This window comes from Pseudomonas sp. GW821-FHT09D08 (assembly GCF_059416305.1).
In genome coordinates, this window is the sequence record NZ_JBWKOX010000001.1 from 89,881 (window position 1) to 105,144 (window position 15,264).

General features: G+C 62.1%; 11 protein-coding genes. 1 reads left to right on the forward strand and 10 read right to left on the reverse strand.

Going from position 1 to position 15,264, the window contains the following annotated elements; all coding sequences use genetic code 11:
• Positions 1 to 58: 58 nt before the first annotated feature.
• Together AC07OP_RS00305 and AC07OP_RS00310 are read right to left on the reverse strand one after the other, a co-directional pair.
• Positions 59 to 2,311 (reverse strand): ATP-dependent DNA helicase, encoded by a 2,253-nt coding sequence (locus tag AC07OP_RS00305; RefSeq protein WP_495101447.1) that lies wholly within the window; start codon positions 2,309 to 2,311, stop codon positions 59 to 61.
• Positions 2,308 to 3,957 carry a VRR-NUC domain-containing protein gene (locus AC07OP_RS00310; protein WP_495101448.1) on the reverse strand — a complete coding sequence of 550 codons (1,650 nt, stop codon included), beginning with the start codon at positions 3,955 to 3,957 and terminating at the stop codon, positions 2,308 to 2,310. The genes AC07OP_RS00305 and AC07OP_RS00310 overlap by 4 nt, the downstream gene beginning before the upstream one ends.
• Positions 3,958 to 4,143: 186 nt before the next feature.
• Between AC07OP_RS00310 and AC07OP_RS00315 the strand changes: the two genes are divergently transcribed.
• A complete protein-coding gene (locus tag AC07OP_RS00315) occupies positions 4,144 to 4,368 on the forward strand; it encodes a YgdI/YgdR family lipoprotein (protein WP_065941443.1) in 225 nt (74 codons plus the stop codon).
• 57 nt (positions 4,369 to 4,425) lie between these two features.
• Here AC07OP_RS00315 and AC07OP_RS00320 read toward each other — a convergent pair whose 3' ends face one another.
• The 8 genes from AC07OP_RS00320 to AC07OP_RS00355 all read right to left on the reverse strand — a co-directional run bounded on the left by AC07OP_RS00320 (position 4,426) and on the right by AC07OP_RS00355 (position 15,091).
• Positions 4,426 to 5,850: a polyurethane esterase gene (locus AC07OP_RS00320; RefSeq protein WP_495101449.1), complete on the reverse strand. Its 1,425-nt coding sequence runs from the start codon at positions 5,848 to 5,850 to the stop codon at positions 4,426 to 4,428.
• 40 nt (positions 5,851 to 5,890) lie between these two features.
• Positions 5,891 to 7,228, reverse strand: coding sequence for a TolC family outer membrane protein (locus AC07OP_RS00325; RefSeq protein WP_495101450.1), 1,338 nt, complete (start codon positions 7,226 to 7,228; stop codon positions 5,891 to 5,893).
• A gap of 2 nt (positions 7,229 to 7,230) precedes the next feature.
• Entirely contained in the window at positions 7,231 to 8,544 is a 1,314-nt protein-coding gene (locus AC07OP_RS00330) for an HlyD family type I secretion periplasmic adaptor subunit (protein ID WP_495101451.1), read from the reverse strand.
• Entirely contained in the window at positions 8,541 to 10,292 is a 1,752-nt protein-coding gene (locus AC07OP_RS00335; protein ID WP_495101452.1) for a type I secretion system permease/ATPase, read from the reverse strand. The genes AC07OP_RS00330 and AC07OP_RS00335 overlap by 4 nt, the downstream gene beginning before the upstream one ends.
• A gap of 103 nt (positions 10,293 to 10,395) precedes the next feature.
• The gene (locus tag AC07OP_RS00340) at positions 10,396 to 10,764 is read right to left on the reverse strand and encodes an AprI/Inh family metalloprotease inhibitor (RefSeq protein WP_027605779.1); all 369 of its coding nucleotides are present in this window, start codon (positions 10,762 to 10,764) and stop codon (positions 10,396 to 10,398) included.
• Positions 10,765 to 10,813: 49 nt separating this feature from the next.
• Positions 10,814 to 12,247: a serralysin family metalloprotease gene (locus tag AC07OP_RS00345; RefSeq protein ID WP_115487370.1), complete on the reverse strand. Its 1,434-nt coding sequence runs from the start codon at positions 12,245 to 12,247 to the stop codon at positions 10,814 to 10,816.
• 366 nt (positions 12,248 to 12,613) lie between these two features.
• Complete coding sequence (locus AC07OP_RS00350) at positions 12,614 to 13,717, reverse strand: DmpA family aminopeptidase (RefSeq protein WP_495101453.1); 1,104 nt, start codon at positions 13,715 to 13,717, stop codon at positions 12,614 to 12,616.
• 9 nt (positions 13,718 to 13,726) lie between these two features.
• Positions 13,727 to 15,091 (reverse strand): APC family permease, encoded by a 1,365-nt coding sequence (locus AC07OP_RS00355; protein ID WP_115487372.1) that lies wholly within the window; start codon positions 15,089 to 15,091, stop codon positions 13,727 to 13,729.
• Positions 15,092 to 15,264 lie beyond the last annotated feature (173 nt).

Consider the following 15,264-nt stretch of genomic DNA (forward strand, 5'->3'; position numbering starts at 1 on the left):
TTGCCTAGCCTGGGGGATCCGTCGTGCAAGAACCAGCATTATTGATGGCAGGAATAGCTCAATAAACCGTCCACCATCCCGGCAACAGCTGGCGGACCCGCGCCTCCCCGAACCGATCATCCATCAACATCACCACGCCCCGGTCGTGCTGGCTGCGGATCACCCTCCCCGCCGCCTGCACGACCTTTTGGATGCCGGGGTACAGGTAGGTGTAGTCGTACCCTGCGCCAAAAATCGCCGCCATGCGCAGTTTTATCTGCTCGTTGACCGGGTTGAGTTGCGGCAATCCCAGGGTGGCGATAAATGCGCCGATCAGGCGTGTGCCCGGCAAGTCGATGCCTTCACCGAACGCGCCGCCCAGCACGGCAAAGCCGACGCCTTGGCTGTGCTCGGTGAATTGATCGAGAAAGCCCTGGCGTTCGGCCTCGGCCATGCCCCGCGACTGTTGCCACAGCGGGATCTGCGGGTGTGTTTCGGCGAGCAGTTGTGCCACCTGTTGCAGGTAATCAAAGCTTGAGAAAAACGCCAGGTAGTTGCCCGGTTGCCGGGCAAACTGACGGGCGATCAGCTCGACAATCGGCGCCAGCGAGGCTTGGCGATGCACGAAGCGGGTGGAGATGTCGCCGACGATGCGCACGTGCAGTTGTTCGGCCTTGAACGGCGATTCCACGTCGACCCAGGCGGTGTCCGCTGGCAACCCCAGCAGGTCGGCGTAATAGTGGCGAGGGCTCAAGGTGGCGGAAAACAACACGCTGCTGCGGGCCGCCGTCAAGCGCGGCCGGATGAATTCGGCGGGTACCACGTTGCGCAGGCACAGGGTCGAGCTGCTGCGTTTGCCGCCGAGCTGGCGCTTGCTGATGTCGAAGATGAAGTGCTCGTTGAACAGCTCGGCGACTTTGGTAAATTGCAGCGCTTCGAAGTAGAAGGCTTGTAGGTCACCGCTGAGGGCTTCGGGGTGGTCGTTGAAGTAATCGCCCAGGGCGCTGGTGCACAGGTTCAGGGCCTGGAGCAGTTTGTCCGGGCGCAAGCTGTAGGCCTGGTACGGCGCGAGCTGGTCCTTGTGCAGGGCGTTCCATTCGCGGTTGAGGCGCTGCAGGGGTTTCTTCAGCGGCTCGGGCGCGGTGTCGCGCAGGATCTTCAGGCTGTACTGGTCGAGGCTCGCGCTGTACATCGAACGGGCGCGCTCGACCAGGTTGTGGGCTTCGTCCACCAGCACGGCAGCGCGCCATTGGTTGAGTTGGGCCAGGCCGAACAACATGGCGCCGAAGTCGAAATAGTAGTTGTAGTCGGCAACCACCAGGTCGGCCCAGCGTGCCATTTCCTGGCTCAGGTAATAAGGGCATACCCCGTGAGCGAGGGCGACATCGCGCAGGTTGCGCTGGTCGAGCAGGCGCACCTTGGACGCGGCGATGCGTGCGGCGGGCAGGCGGTCGTAGAAGCCTTTGGCCAACGAGCAGGAGTCGCCGTGGCAGGCTTTGTCCAGGTGTTCGCAGGCCTTGTCCCGCGCCACCAGTTCGAGAACGCGCAGGGGCAGGTCGCTGCTGGCATGCAGCACCGTGGCGGCATCGAGGGCGAGTTTGCGACCGGGGGTCTTGGCGGTGAGGAAAAACACCTTGTCCAGTTGCTGGGGCGCCAGGGCCTTGAGCAGCGGGAAGATCGTGCCGATGGTCTTGCCGATGCCCGTTGGCGCCTGGGCCATCAGGCAACGGCCGGTGCTGACAGCCTTGTACACCGACTCGGCCAGAGTGCGTTGGCCGGGGCGAAAATCGGCATGGGGGAAACGCAAGGTCTGCGCCGCAGCGTTGCGCGCTTCGCGGTGCTGCATTTCCTGGCGGGCCCAGCCGAGAAACAGCGCACATTGCTGATTGAAGAACGCTTGCAGCTCGTCCGCCTGGAAACGTTGATTGAGCAGGGTTTCGCCTTCGCCGACGATATCGAAATACACCAGCGCCACGTCGATATCCGTGAGGCCAAGCTTCTGGCACATCAACCAGCCGTACACCTTGGCCTGGGCCCAATGCAGTTGCCGGTGGTTGGCGGGTTGGGCAGCCAGGTCGCCGCGATAGGTCTTCACCTCCTCCAGGCGATTGGCGTCCGGGTCATAGCCGTCTGCCCTACCCCGCACCTTGAGCTGCTGGTAGTCGCCTTCGAGGGCCACTTCGTTCTGGTAGTGCGCGCTGCGTCGCGAAGCAACGGTGCGATGGCCCGCTATACCTTCCTGGGCGCTGGGCGACGGGGTAAAGCGCAGGTCCAGGTCGCCCACCTTGGCGGTGAACTCGCACAGCGCCCGCACGGCTACGCTGTAGCTCAAGCGGGTTGCTCCGCCCAGCGTACGTAGCAGACGGTAACGGGCATCTGGTATTCGCCGCAGAACTCCAGCCAACGCAACTGGTTGTCTTGCAAGCGGTCGCCAGGGCCCTTGACCTCGATCATGCGATAGGTCTTCTGCGCCGGCCAGAACTGGATCAGGTCCGGCATGCCGGCACGGTTGGCGCGGATATCCAGCAGCAAGCGTTCGAACCAGTAGCGCAGGTGTTCGGCCGGCAGGCAGGCCAAGGCTTGTTCCAGCAGGTCTTCACTGAGCAGGTTCCAGAACACAAAGGGCGACTGGATCCCCCACTTATCGAGGTAGCGTTGGCGGATGGTGGTCGTGTAGCGCCCGTCCTGCAGTTGCGCAAAACACGCGTCAAACAGGGGGACGCGGCGCGCGTGGAAGTCTTCGCTGTGCAGGTCCGCCGGCCCGCGCTGGAACGGGTGGAAGAACGCCCCCGGCAGCGGCGCGAAGATCGCCTCCCAGCACAGCAGGCCGAACAGCGAATTGATCAGGCCGTTCTCGACGTAGTGCACCGGTGCATCAGGTGCGCTCAGGTGGGCCTGGACACAGGACTCCACCGACATCAACGGCTCCGGCAGCGCAAGTTCCAGGTCCAGGCGCGTGACTTCACGGGATTTGAGCGTCGGCAGCCGGGGTTCGCCCAGCTTGCGGCGCAGGCGGGGCATCACGCGCAACAGGTGCTGCTGTTCGGCGGCACTTTCCGGTGCCTGTTGCGCGACGCTTGCCAGGGCCATGGCCTGGACGTAATCCTCCTGGCGCTCCAGCACGCGAATCAGCCGCGCGCGGGCGCCGGGGTAGGCGCAGGTGCGGTAGATCTGCTGCGCCAGGTCCAACTCGGCACTGCGCTCGCAATACTGGCCGAGCTGGAACAACAGCTTGGCCCGGCGCTTTTCCAGCCAGGGGTTGTCGGTGTTCAGCGTGGCCACTTCAGCCAGCACCTGCGCCAGCGCCTCACCGCGTTCAAACGCCTGCTGGCATTGGTGCAGGAACAGAAAACCGTGCACGTCGGCGCGGCTGCGCAACCCCCGCGATTCGGCGCAGAACTCCACTTTTTCATAGGTGTAGATGCCCAGGTCGGCGAGGACGAACTCGGACCAATCCTGGTGCAGGTTGCCGAAGAACATCAGCCGCAGGCGGTCGCATAACTCCATCACGGTGAGGCTGTACAGCGTGTCGGCCAGGTCCGGGCACCAGTCGGCGAAACGGCGCGTGTCGGTGAACTGCGCCGCCAACCCGTGCAGCCAGTCGGCCTTCCTGCCCTTGGGCTGGTCGATCCAGGGTGCAAAGGTGCTGAGGATCTCGCCTTTTTGCAGCAAGGCGAATAATGCTTCAAATGCCAGAAGATGGTTGTCGTCCACCCATCCCAATTCCCGCAAAGGCGCGGCAGCGGCATGGGGGCAACCAATCTCCGCGTAGTGCAGCTTGCCCGCGCGAAAATGCACGCCCTTGCGCATCACCATGCGCACCAACAGCGCCTGGGACGCTTGCGGCAACCTGTCGAATTGCTGAATGAAATGCTGTTCGTCAGGGTCGAGCAGATCGGCATAGCGTTGCCCCAGCCAATGCAGGACCTGGCGGAAATTATGCAGGTAATAGAGCGGATCGTCGAGGGGATTGGGCATGGCGGGCGCAGGTCAAATACTGGTTATGCATACAGAGTGCCGTTCCCCATACTGTGTTGCAATCGGTAATAGATAAATGGCGCACGCAACTTTTTGTATAAAAGTGATCAGATGGGGGAGTCGATGGCGTAAAATTTATGGCCCGCAGCCTTGGCGCGGGACTTTTCAGGGTTAACGGTAAGGGTTATGAACATGAAGAATTTGGGGCTGCCACTGGTTGCACTCACTTTTCTGGTATTGGCCGGTTGCGCGACGCAAACCGTAGTGACGCTGCAAAATGGCACGCAGTATTTGACCAAAGACTCTCCAAAAACCAAGACGGCCGATGGTTTCTACGAGTTCACCGACATTGCCGGCAAACACATCCGTGTCAAAGCCGACGATGTGGCGACGGTGCGCAAGGAGGACTGATTTCCAGCGGCCCGCACTGATCAAATGTGGGAGAGGGCTTGGCCCCCTCCCACCGTTTTAACCGATCACAATCCCCTCCCCCGACAAGCCAACCACCCCCACCAACGTCACCGAGTCCGCGCCAAAACTGATCACCGTATCCCCGCCCACGACCTTGGCGTGATCACGGTAATCCGCACTCCCCTCAACGTCCCTGAACACCAGCTTGTCCGTTGCTTGATAGCCGATAATCCGGTCCTGGCCAAACGGCCCGCTGAACAAAAAGGTGTTATGCCCGCTGCTGTCGCGGATCGTGTCATTGCCCTTGCCACCCTCGATGAAGTCCGCGCCCTTGCCGCCCTGGATCAGGTCATTGCCGTCGCTGCCAATGATGTAGGTATCGCCCTTGTGCGGTTCGGCATTGCGGTTGAGGTCCTGCACCCAGGTGGTGGCGCGTGCCGGGTCGGACAGGTTGGCGACGATAATCGTCGAGTCGCGGCTCATCTGCTCATAGAACCCGGACTCGAGGATGCGCGTCATCCCATCGCCATACCCCGTAGGCAAATGGGAGATCCAGGTCGGCAGGTTGGTGATGGAAAAAGGCAGCACATTCCACAGCGTCGAAGCGTAGTGGTCGTTGAAGCTGACGATATTGTCGGTGGTCGATTCATGGGGTTTGTCATGCACGCCCAACGATGACCAATTGAAGGATGAGCCGTCCAGCGCCCGGAATACCGGGTCGTTTTCGTAGCCGATATTAAGCACCTTGTCGCCAGCGCTCTGGGTCGGCGAGGCGTAGGCCAGGTAGTTGGCGTCCTGGTAGAAACCTGCCCATTTGCTGCTGCTCAAGTCGGCCATGCTGTTGACCGCCAGGCCGCCCAGGCTGTGGCCGCTGACCACCACGTCGTGGCCGCTGAGGCCGTGGGCACTGGCGTAGTCGGCGACGTTCTTGAGCAGGCCGCCAAAGGCTTCGCCGGCGTAGTTCTTGGCGTAATCCTTGGGCCCCAAGGCCGCGAGCAGATCGCTGACCAGATCGCCAATGGAGTCGCTGACCAGCGTTTCCCGAGGGCCCGACGTACCGCGAAAACCGATACCGATTTCCAGCAACTTGCCGGCGTCGTCGTACTTGCCCAGCACCTCGACCTGGGCCGTGGTGTAGCCAGCCTTTTCGCCGAAGAACGTACCGCGGGCGTCGACCTTGCCGGTATAGCCCAGGGTGCTGGCGCTGATGGGGGTCCAGCCTGCAGCCTGTACGGCGTCCAGGGCGGCTTTTTCCGAATCCGGGTTCCAGGGAATGCCGGGAATCACGCCCTGGGAATCCGTGCTGCCCAGCAGTGCGCCCACCAGCGTGGCGGGCAAACCGAGCCCCAGGCCGTTGTGCTGGTAGCCCACGGCAAAGCCGTTATCCAGGTTGTGGTAGGTATACAGCGTGATCGCCATGGCATCGGAGAACAACGCTTTGGAGCCCTCGGCCCCGAGGTTTTTATAGTCAAACACGCCCATGGTCTTGCCTCTCTGTTGTTGGAATTGTCGAGAAAGTCAATTAATGCGGTGCCGGCCCGAACGCCTCATCCACCTTGGCCAGGTCGGTGTCGCGCAGGTTGCCGGCGTAGTAGTGCAATTTGGTCCAGGCCATCAGGTAGTCGTAACGCGCCTGGGCCAGGTCGCGCCGCGTGCTGTAGAGCTGTTGTTCGGCATTCAGCGCATCGAGGTTGACCCGCTCGCCACCGAGGATGCTCTGCTTGGTCGACACCACCAGCGCTTCTGCGGAGGCCAGGGCTTTTTGATAGGCGCGCAGTTTGCTCACGCCGGACAGACAGGCACTGAACTGCCGACGCAGTTCGATCAGGGTCTCGCGGGTCTTGCCTTCCAGCTCATACTCGGCCTGTTCCATGGCGCGGCTGGCCTGGCGGGTGGACGCAGAGATGCCGCCACCGGCATACAACGGCAGGCTCACTTCGACGCCGATGGTGTTGGTGTCGTAGCGCTGGTTGTAGGTGTTGCCGCTGTCGGACTCCTGCTGGCGCGAACTGGCATACGCAGTGACCTTGGGCAGGTGCCCGGCGCGGTTACGCTCCACTTCATAACGGGCGACTTCCAGGGCATGGCGCTGGGACGCCAGCGTGGGGTTGTTGCTGATCGCCAGTTCATGCCAGGTGTCGTAGTTCGCTGGGGTCAAGGTGAACGCGGCGAAGCCTTCGTTCAACGGGGCGAGGTCGTCGATGTTGACGCTTTGCACACCGATCAGCGCGCCCAGTTCTCTAAGCGAGGCATCCTGTTCGTCCAGCGCCTGGATCTCTTCGGCGGTGGCCAGCTCATAGCGCGACTCGGCTTCGAGGATATCGGTGCGGGTGCCCTCGCCCTGCTGGAACAGGTGCCGGTTCTGCTGGAACTGCTGCTCGAAGGCTTTCTTCTTGGCCCGTGCGATGTCGATCTGGTCCTGGGCAAACAGCGCCTGGGTGTAATAGCTCAGCACCCGCACCAGCAGCGCCTGGCTCTTGTCGCGAAAGCTTTCATCGGCGAACAGCGCCTGGGCCACGCCCTTGCGGTAGTTGGCGTAGGCCTCATAGTCGAACAGCGGCTGTTGCAGGCTGAAGGTCGAGCCGTAGCTGTTGTAGTTGCGGTCGTCGTGGTAATTGCCGCCGCGCCCGTCGGGCAAGGTGGCCTGGGAGTTGTTGCGGCCCTTGTTGTAGTTGTACGACAGCTTGGGCAGCAAGCCGGCGCGGCCGATGGTGCGGTTTTCCAGGCCGGCGTCGCGCTCCTTGACCGCACCGAGAAACACCGGATCGTTACGCAAGGCCTGCTCGTACACATCGAACGGGCCCATGGCGGCCTGGGCATGGACGCAGGTGAACAGCAAGGCGATGAACACAGCTTTCATGCTCATTCCTCGGTCAACGCGGAGCCGGCGCGGTCGAGCAGCGGCTTGAACAGGTAATTGAGCAACGAGCGCTCGCCGGTGCGCACGAACATCTCGGCGGGCATGCCCGGCTTGATCACCAGGCCGTGGAGGGTCTCCAGCGCCGCCTCGCTGACGGTGGTGCGCAGCACGTAATACGGCGCGCCGGTTTTTTCGTCGAGCATCTGGTCGGCGGAAATCAGGCTGACCTCCCCCGGCACACGCGGGGTGCGGCTCTGGTTGAAGGCGGTGAACAGGATATCCACCGGCAGGTGCGTGCCGACCTTGTCCACCAGGTGCACCGGCAAATGCCCTTCCACTTCCAGGCGCGTGCCCTGGGGTACGATTTCCAACAGGGTTTCACCGGCACGCACCACGGCGCCTTCGGTGTGCACGCTGAGGTTGACCGCAATGCCGTCGGCCGGTGCGTTGATCTCGCTGTGTTGCAGATCGAAGCCGGCCGAGGTGAGTTGCTGCTCCAGGGTCAGGCTGCGCAATTGCGCGTCGGCCAACTGGCTGCGCACATCCTTCTGGTATTCCTCGCTGTGCTGCTGCAATTTCAGGCGCGATTCAAGGATGCCCTGCTCCACCCTGCCGCTCTCTCCGGTGTTCTGCGCCAGGTCCTGTTGCACCTGGGACAGCTGGCGTTGGTACTCCATCAGCCGGTTGCGCGGGATATAGCCGTTGTCGGCCAGGGGTTGCAGGTTGCTCAGTTGGTCGCGCAGGGACTGGGCCTGGGCGGTCAGGTCGCTGCGGGCGCGGCGCATGCCGTTGAGCTGCGCGGTGGCGCCGTCGATATTCGCGCGGATGCCCGCCTGTTCACGGGCAAAGGCTTCGCGACGGCTGCTGAACAATTGGCGCTGGCCTTCCAGGACCAACGCCAGTGCCGGGTCGGGGTTGCTGCTCAGCTCGGCGGGAAAGGTGATAGCGGATTGATTGTCGCGCTCGCTCTGCCACCGCGCGACGCTGGCCCAGGCCATGCGGTACTGGGCTTGCAGGGACTGCACGTCGGCCTGGTGCTGGGTCTGGTCGAGACGGAACAGCGGCTGGCCTTGCTTCACCAGTTCACCCTCCTTGACCAGGATCCGACTGACCACGCCGGGGCTGAAGGTTTGCACCGCCTTGCGTTTGCCCGACACCACCACCGTGCCCTGCACCGGGATGCCCTGGTCCAGGGGCGCCAGGCTGGCCCAGAGGAAAAAGCCACCGGCACCGACCAGGGTCAGCAGCCAGCCCATGCGCGCAAAGAACCGGGCGTCGCGCTCTTTGAAACGTGATTCAACAGTGATACTGCTCATGCGCCTGGATTCCTTCCGGCTTGATACTGACGGCTGAAACTCACACCGGGTTTATCCTTCGGTGCCTCATGCTGGCCCGACAACGCCCGCAGCACGTCCTGGCTTGGCCCGAATGCCTGCAAACGCCCTTCGTTGAGCACCAGCAATTTATCGGCCTGGGCCAAGGCCGAAGAACGATGGGTCACCAGCACCACACTGCTGCCCTGGGCCTTCATCTGCACAATGGCGCTGGCCAGCGCGGCTTCGCCGACGGTGTCGAGGTTGGAATTGGGCTCATCCAGGACGATCAAGCGCGGCCCACCGTACAGCGCACGTGCCAGGGCTACGCGTTGTTTCTGGCCGCCGGACAGACCACCGCCGTTATCGCCGAGGACCGTGTCATAACCGTGGGGCAGGCGCAGGATCAAGTCATGCACGCCGGCTTGCTGCGCAGCCTTCACTACCCGCTCGGGGTCGGCCTCGCGAAAACGTGCGATGTTGTCGGCGATGCTGCCGCTGAACAGTTCGATGTCCTGGGGCAGGTAGCCGATGTGCGGGCCGAGGTCGTCGCGGTCCCAGCGGTGAATATCCGCACCGTCCAGGCGCACGGTGCCGGCCAGGGTCGGCCACACGCCCACCAGCACGCGGGCCAGGGTGGATTTGCCGGAGCCGGAGGCGCCAAGCACGCCGAGCACTTCGCCGGCGCCAAGGCTGAAGCTGACCTGATGCAGGGTGGGCATGCGCCGCCCGGGCGGCCCCGCGCTGACCTGTTCGAAGCTGACATGGCCCTTGGGTGCGGGCAATTTCATCTGCTCCACTTCCGGCGGAAACTCGCGCAGCAGTTCGTCCAGCCGCTGATAGGCCAGCTTGGCCGAACTCCATTGCTTCCAGACCGCAATCAACTGGTCGATGGGGCTGAGTACACGGCCCATCAGGATCGAGCCCGCGATCATCATCCCGGCGGTCATGTCGCCCTTGATCACCAACAGCGCGCCCAGGCCCAGCACCAGGGATTGCAGGCACAGGCGCAGGGATTTGCTCAACGAGGTGATCACCGACCCGGTATCACTGGCTCTGTTCTGCAAACCCAGGAACTGCGAATGCACAGCAAACCAGCGGTGGCGCAACGCCCCGAGCATGCCCATGGCCTGGATGGTTTCGGCGTTGTGCAAATGGCTGGTGGCCAGCTGCGTCGACTGCTGGGAGAAGCCACTGGCCTCGCCCAAGGGTTTCTTGGTCAGGTATTCGTTGAGGCACGCAAGGCCGATCAACAGCACTGCGCCGGCGGTGGCCAACACCCCGAGCCACACATTGAAGAGGAAAATCACAAACAGGTAGATGGGAAACCACGGCGCATCGAAGAACGCGAACAGCGCCGGGCCGGTGATGAATTGGCGGATATGGGTCAAATCCCCCAAGGATTGCCCGGCATGCCCCTGGCCGCGTTGCAGGTTGCGTTCGAACGCGGCCTTGTATACGCGCAAGTTGAAACGCCGCTCCAACTGGCTGCCGATGCGGATCACGATAAAACTGCGGATGACCTCGAGCAGGCCAATAAAGGCAAAGAAGCCCACCACCATCAGGGTCAACATCACCAGGGTGGTTTCATTCTGCGAGGAGAGCACACGGTCATACACTTGCAGCATGTAGATCGACGGCACCAGCATCAACAGGTTAATCAAAGCGGTAAAACAACCGACGCTGATCAAGATGCTCTTGTATTCACCCAGCGCCTTGAATAAAGGCGCCACCGCATGGGGCCTGGCCATAGGTTCTGATCTTCCTTGAATCAAATTACGCGCATAAGTTTGCCGCCCTCCGCGATAGAGGTCGCTCAACTAATGAAATCGAGTTATAGGCTTATAACAACAACTAAGGCACTCGTTTTAATTCAACCACGGTGCCGGACTTCGTCCGAGCCTGGTACTCACCGTCCTTCTGACGATTCAGATGGGTGATCCCGCTGCCTTCGGCATTGAACAGCCAGATACCGTCGGGTGTGGGCGACCAGGTCAGGGGCTTGTCCCCCAGCCACTGCGCCACACAGGCCACATCGCCGCCCAGGGCATTGGCCTGCTCGAGCAGGTCCAGTGCACACACCTGATCCTGCTGGTGCAACTGCCAATGCCCGGCCAGTTGGGCGCTGGTGGGTAAAACAAGACTGCTCGCCATTGCGTGGGCTCCTGCCGACACGAACATCACCTGCAACACGCAGGCGATCACATTGTAAAAACGCTGCATCTGTACACTCCAGCCTGGAGGCGCGGCGCTTGCGCGCCGCGCCCGTGCATCATGCCACGATGTCGCTGACCGCTGCCTGGCCGACGGTGGTGACGAGGAAATCCGCCACGCCGTGCCCGGAGAAGTCGACCGCCAGGGTGCCCAGGTTGGTACCTGCCGCGTAGGTCAATACCGCATCGCCGGCATGCCCGGTGAAGGCATTGACGAAGGTCAGGCCGGCCCCTTTGGTGATGCCGCTGAGGTCGATCTTGTCGGAGCCCGAGGTGAAGTCAAAGATCTTGTCCGCCGCCCCTGGCTTGGAGTCGGAACTGGCGCCGAACACAAACGTGTCGTTGCCTGCGCCACCCCACAGTTGGTCCGCGCCGCCGCCCCCGTAGATGAGGTCGTTGCCGGCCCCACCCTTGATCACGTTGGCCGCGTTGTTGCCGATGATCAGGTCGTTGCCCGCACCGCCGAAGGCGTTCTCGACGGTCACGCCCTTGGCGATGGAGACGTTGCCCACCAGGCCGCCAACGTCGGAGAACGAGGCCTCATTGAGGTTGATCTTCTGGTTCTGGGTGAAGCCGGAGAAGTCCAGAGTGTCATTGCCGCCACCGTCCCAGACCGAGAACACCAGCTTGTCGGCGTTGGACGTGGCGCTGAGGAAATCACGCCCGGTGTTGGAGTTGAACCCGTAGGTGGTGTCGCCGGCACGGGTGTTGTAGTTGGCACCGTAGAGCTTCTGGATCGCGGCGATGTCGTCGATCAGCGGGCCGGAGGCGTAGGCTTCGACCCCGCCTTTACTGAAGTTCTGGTTGGTGTTGCTCTCGCTCCAGTAACTCATGAGGCTGTAACCACGCGTGTCCTGTCCATAGGTCGCGTCGTTGTAGGTCGGGGCGCCTTCGCCGGCGTTGTAGTCGCCAGGGTGAGCCAGGCCCAGGGTGTGCCCGATTTCGTGGGTCAGGGTCTGCCGGCCGTAGTTGTTCAGGTCCGGGGTCTTGTTCGGCGTGTAGCTGTTGTTGGTCAGGTACCACGAGGTGCCGTCGTAGCCTGCACCGGTGCCGGGCAGGTAGGCGAAGGCTGCCGCGCCGTCCTGGCCGCTGCTGTAGTTGCCGAATGTCATGTGGCCGTCACCGCCGCTGGCTTTCTCGGTGAAGGTGACGTTGGCCACGTCCGACCAGGATTGCATGGCCAGGGCGGCCTGTGCTTTCTGCTGGGCGTTGAACTGGCTGAAGCCCGAGATGCCATGTTTGTTCATGGTGCTCGAGGACGCCGAGGTCAGGAAGGTGTAGGTCAGGTCGATCTTGCCGTTGCCGTCAAAGTCCCGGTACGCGGCGCCGTCGCGCAGCAGCTGGGTGGCTGCCTGGTCAACGGAATAGGAGGGTTTGCCATTGACCGTGAGGTTGCCACCACGGTCATACAGATGGCTGAAGCTATCGATTTGCGAGTAAGCGGTGCTGGCTTGCGCCGCCGACACGATAGCCTTGTCTTTAACTTTTGACATAAACGTACTTCCTTGTTTGCAAGTTCATCAGTCTTTGATCGATAGGAATCTCGCGGGCGAGATCGTCCTATCACTCGCCTCTTTTGAAGGCGTCACGAAACTGACACAACTTGAAATCTTTCGTCTACATCTTTTCCAGCCTGAAAAACGCACCCACAATAGCGCCAACAAGTTTGGCTCCGTATTTATTGGGTGGCGTTGCTTTTGTCTGACAAAACACACCGGGCACTTATTTAAATATTAAATAGCGTTAATGCCGCTCAAGTTGAGCGGCACACTTGATAATTGGATCCATAATATTGTCACGGTGTCATTGGCAACATTAAACAGCCACTATTTATATTTATATATCGGCGTTGTCCCCTATTACCGGGACACGCGCCAACCCGTGTCGTGCAATGCCTGTAACAAGGTCTCGCTTTTCAAACCCGGCACCTGTACGCCGTCGTCGGTCACCATGTCTTCGCCCGCCAGGATCGCGTTGATGATCGCTTCTTCTACCGCTTCCGCCGCAGCGCTGAACAGCGGGGAAATATGATCGTTATTCACCATCTGTAAGGTGCTGCTCAACGGCAGGCCCTTGCGCGCGTAGTCTGCTGGCGGCAGATCCTGGTTGCCGGTGGCGAAGGCCAGGAACAGGTCGCCGCTGGAGTCCTCGGTGCCGCCGCCGGTGCGCGCGATGCCGATAGACGCGCGTTGTGCCAGGCGCTGGCATTGGTGCGGCAGCAGGGGCGCATCCGTGGCGATGATCACCACGATCGAGCCCATGCCCGGCGTGCCTCGTTCGGCGAAGGGGGACGGGATGTCCATCAAGCAGCGGCCCACCGGATAACCGTCGACCCGCAGCTCCTGGCGCTTGCCATGGTTGGCCTGCACCAGCACGCCGACGGTCCAGCCGCCCTGCTCTGCCGGCAAGCGCCGCGAAGCGCTGCCGATACCGCCCTTGAATTCATGGCAGATCATCCCCGTCCCACCGCCCACGGCGCCTTCTTGCACGGGGCCGCGTTCGGCGCTCTCCAGCGCCTGGCGCACATGCTCGGGGGTGACGTGCTGGCCCCAGATGTCGTTGAGCAGGCCGTCGTAGGTTTCCATCACCACCGGCATGCACCAGTACACCGCCGGATCCGCCAGGCGCTCGCGCTCCAGGGCAATCAACGTGTCGCGCACGATGCCGATGCTGTGGGTGTTGGTGATGGCCAGCGGCGTGGTCAACAGGCCCGCCTCGCTGATCCATTCCAGGCCGGTGGCGTCGCCATTGCCATTCAGCACGTGATACCCGGCAAAGCACGGCTGCAACCGCGCCTCCCCGGCGCGGGGCTGGACCACGCTGACACCGGTACGCACCTGTTTACCGTCGACACGGGTCTTGAGCGTACTGTGACCGACCCGAACCCCGGGAACATCGGTGATGGCATTGAACTCACCGGGTGTGCCCAGCCCCAACGTGATGCCCAATTGACGTGCACGCATAACCACTCCTTACAATTTCTGAAAGGCCGGACTCGACCGGCCGCTGATGCAATACAGAATCACCGACAGGGCCAGCAAGCCGATGATGATCATGATGTCGCGTACTGACGCCGCGTAGATCAAGGTCACCAGCAAGTAACCCGCGCCCAGCACAGCCAGCAGCGCCGGCAACGGCCACAGCGGCATGCGATAGGGATGCTCGCGGTCGCGCAGCAGCACGCGGCTCATCAGCGCGCTCAACGCCACCACCAGGTACACCAATATGATCAGCAATACGCTGAACGAGGTGAGGTCGGCCAGGTTGGAGCTGAAGCTCAGCAACGCCGACGGGATCGCCAGGAACAGCGTGGCCAGCCAGGGCGAATCCCAGCGCGGATGAATGCGGGTGAACAGCTTGTTGATGGTAGGCGTCCACAATGCATCGCGCCCGCTGCTGAACACCACGCGGCCGATCTGGATAACGATGGCGACGATGGCGTTGAACACCGACAGGAAGATGCCCGCGCTGACCAGGCGCGACAGGGTTTCGTTGCCATGGCTGGTGAGCAAGTAGCCGATGGGGTCCGGGCTGCTGATCATCGCACTCAGTGACGGCGCGCCGATCAACAGCGCCGTGATCGGCACCAACTCGATCACCACCACCAGGCCCAGGGACCACAGCACCGCCTTGTGCACGCCCTTGCCCCCGCATTTCATGTCTTCGGCCAGCAATACGGCAGGGCCGTAACCGTTGTAGGAAAACAGGCCAATGCCTACCGCGCCAATCACCAGGGTCCAGGGCGCCAGGTGCAATACACCGTTTTCGACGATCTGGGGTTGAAACAGCACGCTGGCGGGCTGCACCGGGTTACCGAAGCCGATGCACACGATCACCAGCAACGCCGCGACTTCCAGCAGCAGGCAGGTCCCGGTGATCCAGGCGTTGAGCTTGATATTGAGGATGCCCAGGGCGTAGCTGCACACCACGATCACCAGGGCCACGGTTTGCGCGTCGAAGGTGGTACCCAGGGCATTGTTGAGATAGGTTGCGGCACCGGTGGCCAATACCGGCGGAATAAACAACAGCATCACCAGCACGGTCAGGAACGTCGCGTAGCCGGCCATGCCACCGAACACGCGCTTGGCATACACATACTCGCCACCGGCGCTGTTATGGGCGCGGCCCAGTTCGGCGTAGCAAAACGCGAACATCAGCGCCAGCAGCCCTGCCATCACGAACGCCAGGAACACGCCGCTGCCGGCCTGCTGGATGGCAAAAGGCGCGATCACGAAGACGGAACTGGCGGGGGTCACCGCTGAAACGGTGATGGCCACCACATCGAAGACGCTCAGGGTGGGTTTCAGCACGCCATCGGGCGTGGGGGAAGTGCTCATATCGTTATCCTCTGTCGTTGTTCTTGGTGTGAGGCAGAAACGAAAGGTCTGAACGTGGCGGGATATGTTTCCCGCTGGATGCTGCCGACGTTAACGGTTGGGCTAGTGCCAGCCAATTCCCCTATTGGCGTACTCCCCTTGACGGCACCCGGCAAAAGCCGAACCCTTGGGGC

Coding starts and splice junctions, on each gene's coding strand:
- AC07OP_RS00330 (WP_495101451.1), bottom strand. CDS start 8,544: ATGAGCAGTATCACTGTTGAATCACGTTTCAAAGAGCGCGACGCCCGG.
- AC07OP_RS00350 (WP_495101453.1), bottom strand. CDS start 13,717: ATGCGTGCACGTCAATTGGGCATCACGTTGGGGCTGGGCACACCCGGT.
- AC07OP_RS00310 (WP_495101448.1), bottom strand. CDS start 3,957: ATGCCCAATCCCCTCGACGATCCGCTCTATTACCTGCATAATTTCCGC.
- AC07OP_RS00335 (WP_495101452.1), bottom strand. CDS start 10,292: ATGGCCAGGCCCCATGCGGTGGCGCCTTTATTCAAGGCGCTGGGTGAA.
- AC07OP_RS00320 (WP_495101449.1), bottom strand. CDS start 5,850: ATGGGCGTGTTTGACTATAAAAACCTCGGGGCCGAGGGCTCCAAAGCG.
- AC07OP_RS00345 (WP_115487370.1), bottom strand. CDS start 12,247: ATGTCAAAAGTTAAAGACAAGGCTATCGTGTCGGCGGCGCAAGCCAGC.
- AC07OP_RS00315 (WP_065941443.1), top strand. CDS start 4,144: ATGAACATGAAGAATTTGGGGCTGCCACTGGTTGCACTCACTTTTCTG.
- AC07OP_RS00355 (WP_115487372.1), bottom strand. CDS start 15,091: ATGAGCACTTCCCCCACGCCCGATGGCGTGCTGAAACCCACCCTGAGC.
- AC07OP_RS00325 (WP_495101450.1), bottom strand. CDS start 7,228: ATGAAAGCTGTGTTCATCGCCTTGCTGTTCACCTGCGTCCATGCCCAG.
- AC07OP_RS00340 (WP_027605779.1), bottom strand. CDS start 10,764: ATGCAGCGTTTTTACAATGTGATCGCCTGCGTGTTGCAGGTGATGTTC.